At 44.8% G+C, this 6,065-nt stretch carries 2 protein-coding genes; one reads left to right on the top strand and one right to left on the bottom strand.

The genetic code is table 11. The features are described from left to right. The first annotated feature begins 305 nt into the window (after positions 1–305). The gene (locus RIM23_RS00680) at positions 306–1,838 is read left to right on the top strand and encodes an iron uptake porin (protein WP_446363567.1); all 1,533 of its coding nucleotides are present in this window, start codon (positions 306–308) and stop codon (positions 1,836–1,838) included. 619 nt (positions 1,839–2,457) lie between these two features. Here RIM23_RS00680 and RIM23_RS00675 read toward each other — a convergent pair. Then, positions 2,458–5,547, bottom strand: a complete 3,090-nt coding sequence (locus RIM23_RS00675) for a UPF0182 family protein (protein WP_446363565.1) — start codon at positions 5,545–5,547, stop codon at positions 2,458–2,460. Between the last annotated feature and the right edge of the window lie 518 nt (positions 5,548–6,065).

Here is a 6,065-nt window from a genome sequence, read left to right as displayed (position 1 = left end):
GCTATGGGGTTTCTGCTCCCCCGGTTATGGGAGAAGGGCGGGCGCGAGTCAAGTTATCAGTTGGGTGCTCTCATGTTATCTGTAAAACCCGCCCCTACACCCCCCGCTCTAAGAGCTCTTTACCTTAAGTTGACACCAATGCACGTCAGTGCGCCCCTACAGTTTCTTGATGGAATGCTGATCTACTCAATTAGGTGTCACCTCAGTCAAAAATCAACCCACTCTAGCTAAGTTTTAAATGGAAGATGATTGTAAAAGGTTTATCTCAAAAACTAGGGCTTGTAATGTCTGTTTTAGTTTATCCTATGATGGGAACAAATACCACGCTAGCAAACGAGTTTCTACCAACAGATATTAATCACAATAGTTCCATCATAGAAAAACCCACTAATCCGGGGATGAACGCCATTACACCGGTGTCTGAGCTATCCGATGTCAGTGCTGAGGATTGGGCATTTCAGGCATTGCGATCGCTCATTGATCGCTATGGTTGTGTCACCGGATACCCCAATAACACCTATCGAGGGAATCAAACTCTGACTCGCTATGAATTTGCCGCTGGATTAAAGGCTTGTCTAGATCACATTTATCAACAAAATGTCAACAGTACAACAAACTCAGTTTCCGCAAATGATCTAGAAACCCTGCAACGGTTACAACAGGATTTTGCTGTCGAATTAAGCACACTTACAGAACGGTTATACCGCCTAGAAACTAGCACAACTAAATTAGAATCTCAGCAATTTTCTCCCACGTCTGAATTAGAAGGAGAAGTTATTTTTGCGCTCAGTGGAGTTCAGGGGACAAAAAAAGCCGATGGAAGTGGTGAAAACATTGACGACAATCTTACATTTGGCAATCGAGTTCGCCTCACCTTAGAAACGAGTTTTACCGGAAAAGATAGACTACAAATCCGTTTACAAAGTCGCGATATTACCGAATTTGTAACAGCCACAGGCACACATAAGGCAAATTTAGGATTTGATGGAAACGATGACAATGAAGTAGAAATTGATGAATTAGAGTACCGATTTTTAGTCACTCCCCAAACCCAAGTGAGTTTGGGTACAGTAGGGATTGGGTTAGGCGATTTAATCCCCACCGTAAATCCTCTATTTAGCGGGAGTGGAGATGGTTCCATTTCTACCTTTGGACGAGAAAATCCCATCCGCCGTCAAGGAGAAGGGGCAGGAATTGGCATTTCTCAGAACTTGGGTGAGTCTGTTAATCTAGCCTTGGGGTATGTTGCGATCGATGCCAATGAAGCTGATAATGGGATTTTGGGCAATGATACTTATGCTGCGATCGCGCAATTAACTTGGCAACCTAATGACATCGCGTCTTTAAGTTTCACTTATGCCCGTTCCTCGAATAGTTTTAATACAGGAACAGGTAGCGAATTAACCAGTGATCCGTTTAATCGCGATGCTGAAGACGTAATGGCTAATTCTTTCGCGGCTGAAGCCTCTATACGAGTCAGTTCTACGTTTATTTTAGGAGGACGAGTGGGTTTAATTCAAGCCCAGGCTAAGGACTTACCGGATCAACCCAATGCTAATATTTTAACCTGGGCAATGATGTTAGCTTTGCCGGATTTTGGCAAAGAAGATAGTTTGGCAGGTATTATAATTGGTCAACCGCCGAAGATTATTGATAATGAACTGGGTACGGATTTTGAGGATCGGGATACAGCTTTACATCTAGAAGCATTTTACCGTTTTCCGCTTAATGACGATATCGCGATTACTCCAGGATTTTTTGTGATTACTAATCCAGAACACAATGATGATAATAATGCGATTTATGTTGGCACTATCCGAGTTACATTGACGTTTTAATCTTTTCCCCATAACGATAGTTCAGCGACTCGCCCCTACAGAACGCCTAACACATAAAACAGGTTCCCCAAAAAAATCCCATTCGGGCTTGACTTTTCCCCGGTTTTTTGGTACTTTTATATCATGGGAAAATGTGCCGTCCTATAGACCCAATTTAACCTTAATCTGTAGTGGCGTGACCCAGCTAAAATGGTGCAATAGATTTTACCATTGAATCGGGCGCACGCCATGCGCCCCTACAGGAGACATAGACATAATAGAAAAAATAAGCCGATTACAATCGCGGCATCACACAAACGAAAGTTATAGCAGTTTGAAGAGAAATATATAAAAAACTTACGTGCGGAAAAACAATTGGATTTTGCGATCGCAATGCTAGAAAAAAATCATAACATCCCCAAAAGGGCGCATATTGGTAAAGGACGCAGATTTGAAATAGGGCGCACTTTGGTAAGAGGGCTCACGTCGGTGCGCCCCTACGTGCGGACACATTTTCCCATGGTGAAATAATACCATAAAAAAGACGCGATCGCCCAATTCCCCTACCTCCGTTTTCGCTGTTACAGCATAGCCTTTGTTATCCGAACTTGGGTAGTTTTTTCATCGGCATTCTGCCTTTTTACCCCCCCTCGAACGGCACAGGCGGTTCCTCTAGGGGACGGATAATCGTAGGGGCGGGTTCTTGTTCCGGTTGCTGAAAGATTCCCTGCAGCGCCTTTTCTAACGTTTCCGCCATGACGATGCGATTTTCATAAACAACAATTACCCGCGCTAAGATAGGTAAACTATTGCGTTCAGCTTCTAGGTAAAGCGGTTCGACATAAAGCAACGATTGCTCAATCGGAATCACTAACAAATTTCCCTGAATTGCTCGTGAACCCTGACGATTCCACAGTGAGATTTGCTGAGAAATTACTGGATCTTGATTAATTAAGGCTTCAATTTGTTCGGGTCCGTAAATCAATTCTTGTTTGGGAAACTGATATAAAAGCAATTTGCCATAATTCTCACCATCGGAACGCCCTGCTAACCAGGCAATTAAATTATTACGTGCCTGAGGCGTAAAAGGATGGAGGAGAATAAACTCCTCATCGATGGCGGTTGGTAGTTTCATAATCAGGTAGTACGGTTCCAAGGGTTGCAACTCGGTGCCGTAAATTTCTTGAGGAATCCGCCATTGGTCTTCCCGGTTGTAAAATACTTGGGGGTCAGTCATGTGATAGGTTAGTAACCGTTCAGACTGAACAGTAAAGATGTCTACCGGATAGCGAATATGACGCCGCAGCGCCGGAGGCATGGCATCTAGAGGTTGGAATAGCGTGGGAAAAATCTTTGTCCAGGTTTGAATAATTGGGTCGTCGGGGTCGGCAACATAGAATGTAACATTGCCGTCATAGGCATCAATGACGACTTTCACGGAGTTGCGGATATAGTTAAACTCATTATCACCAGGATCGGAATAGGGATAATGATCGCTGGTGGTGTAGGCGTCAACAATCCAGTAAAGATAGGTTTGTTCGGCTTCGGTTTCCCCACCCTGAGGATTAACGGTGACGATATACGGATCACGATCATAGTGCAAGAACGGTGCGATCGCGCGAATTCGTTGGTTGATGTTGCGACGGAATAATACCTTGGTTTCTGGCGTAAAGTTGTCCGTAAACAGCATTTTCCAGTCTTTGAGATACTCGGCAAATAATAGCCGACGCCAGAGTGAACCAATGCTGACCCCACCATCGCCATCGTAGGTATTGTAAACATTATCCTCACCACTGGGATAATCAAATTCCTGAACATTGGTGGGAGTCATCACATAATTTTCTGTGAGTTGTCCGTAGTAAATTCGGGGCGCCCCAATGGGAATACTTTCGCGAATCAGTTCACTAGACGTGGATAAATCTCCACCAACACCGGGATCAGCACCGGTGCCAATATCTTTAACAAAATAGTTAGGTAATCCTCCACTCCCAACCCGATTCACGGGACTCATGGTAAAGCCATAGCCGTGGGTATAAACTAAGTGTTGGTTGACCCAGGTTTGGGCTTGTTCAGGAACGGATTCGTAGGATAATTCCCTGGGTGCAATAATCACCTGTTGCTTTTCAAGGGTGAAACCGGGTGCGGGTACGGTTAGGGAAGTATCTGTGTCTTCTGCTTCTAATTCATCGCCTTCTTCTCCATCAAAAGAAGGGGGAACACCACTGACTTCTAAGGGTAGCCTGTAGCGGTCAATATCAGCGTCGGGAAATTCGTAGTAGAGGCGGATACGTTGTAGCTGACGATTAGTTTGCAGGATGGGACGAGCATCCCAGAGGCGGATATTGCGAATCGTTAAAATGTTTTCATCTAAATTAGCACTGGTGAGTTCACCTTCGGGGTCAAAGATTTCCACATTAATACTATCAAGGTCAAAGGCGGCTCGACTCAGGGCGATACTCCGTTCAATATAGGGACGTTCCCGTTCCAGTTCATTCGGCTGCACGCCAAACCGTTGCACCGTTGCCGGAATTAGCCAGCCTGCGATCGCGACCATCATCACATACAATCCCAATAGGGAAAGTGTTCCCAAGCCACTCTTGTGCAGCAACTTAAAACCGATTATCGGTCTAAGGAGTAAAAATAGAGCAATCCCCAGGGCGAAAATACTCAAAAAAGTATTAATTGGTAACTGCGCGTTAACATCTGTATAGCTGGCACCATAGGTAACGCCACGAGTGGAATACAACAATTCATAGCGCGATAGCCAATAATGAAACGCCACCGTTGCCATCGCCAAGGAACCCAATCCGTATAAATGATAAAGTTGATGACCAGAAAATCCGGGAAAACGCCCCTGAGACAAGCTATCTCCAGATACCAAATAGGTTAAGGTTACAGCAACTAAACCGAACAGAAATAATCCCCCCAACCAAAAGTCCAACAGTTGCCACACCGGAAGTTTAAATACATAGAAACTAATATCCGTGCCAAAGAGGGGTTCATTAGCATTAAAGGCTGTTGGCTGGAAATACTGCAAAATCCTGCCCCATTGTCCCGATACCACTAAGGCAAAAACCACTGAAAAAGCAACAGCCATCGCCGTTAACCAGAACTGAGAATTAATCACCAATGCGATGACAATGATGACTAGAACAATAAGTTGTATAATTTGTGCCAGCAACTGTAGCACTATATTTTCTATGGAACTCCAATCAAAAGGGGGCGGTAGTGGTGGCGTTACACTGGGCAAATTAAAATCAGGTTGCCAAAAGGAGATAGCCACTTCGCCGTAATGTAGTAGCATTACCCCCACGATTACGTCGAGGCACAATACGAGTGGTAAAAGTAATCCTAACCTCAGCGCTAACGCTCCCTTTTGAATGTTGAAGGGTGTGGAGTCTTCTGTAGGAGTTATTGGTATCGTCGGATTGAGTTGAGTATTCCCCGGAGGTATCCTCGTGGGGTTACTCATCTGCTTAGCGATAGCGGCGGGATACTTTAGCCGATTGGCGAGAAACAAGTTACTGAGTAAAAATCCGGCGGATAAGCAACCCACAAACGCCCACAACCCTAGCTGAGTCAGTAAGCGTAACCAGAACGCCGATAAATAGTCAAGCTCAATGAACCATAAAATTTCCGCAACCAGGTGAGCCAGCAAATCCCAGGCTAGCCACAACCCCAGAAGCAGGATGATGACTCGAAAAAGAAGGTTCCAGAAGCGTTTAAACATGTTGCGGAGCGAGCAGCGATAGTATCCTCTATCCAAACTTTATCGTTATCGCTTCCCTAACGCACAAAAAAATAATCACCTGTAGACCTGTAGTGGCATGGCACACCTAATTTGGTGTATTAGAATTCTATCCAGAAACCGTAGGGGCGCATGGCGTGCGCCCATAAAATCTGCAAATCTAATCCACCATTTTAGGTGTGCCACGCTAGTAGTGGACTGATACAGCTAAAATTGTGGAATAAATTTGACGGTGAAATTGGGCGCACAACCTGCGCCCCTACAATACTAATCCACCATTTTAGGTGTGCCACGCCAGTAGTGGACTGACACAGCTAAAATTGTGGAATAGATTTGACGGTGAAATTGGGCGCACAACCTGCGCCCCTACAATACTAATCCACCATTTTAGGTGTGCCACGCTAGTAGTGGACTGACACAGCTAAAATTGTGGAATAAATTTGACGGTGAAATTGGGCGCACAACCTGCGCCCCTACAATACTAATCCACCATTTTAGGT

The organism is Coleofasciculus sp. G3-WIS-01, assembly GCF_040223135.1.
Taxonomy (GTDB): Bacteria; Cyanobacteriota; Cyanobacteriia; order Cyanobacteriales; family Coleofasciculaceae; genus Coleofasciculus.
The sequence above is the reverse complement of the archived record's forward strand: the minus strand, read 5'-3'. Positions and strand labels throughout refer to the sequence as shown.

Excerpts from the sequence above, each read along its gene's own strand:
- RIM23_RS00680 (WP_446363567.1), top strand. The coding sequence starts at position 306 with ATGATGGGAACAAATACCACGCTAGCAAACGAGTTTCTACCAACAGAT.
- RIM23_RS00675 (WP_446363565.1), bottom strand. The coding sequence starts at position 5,547 with ATGTTTAAACGCTTCTGGAACCTTCTTTTTCGAGTCATCATCCTGCTT.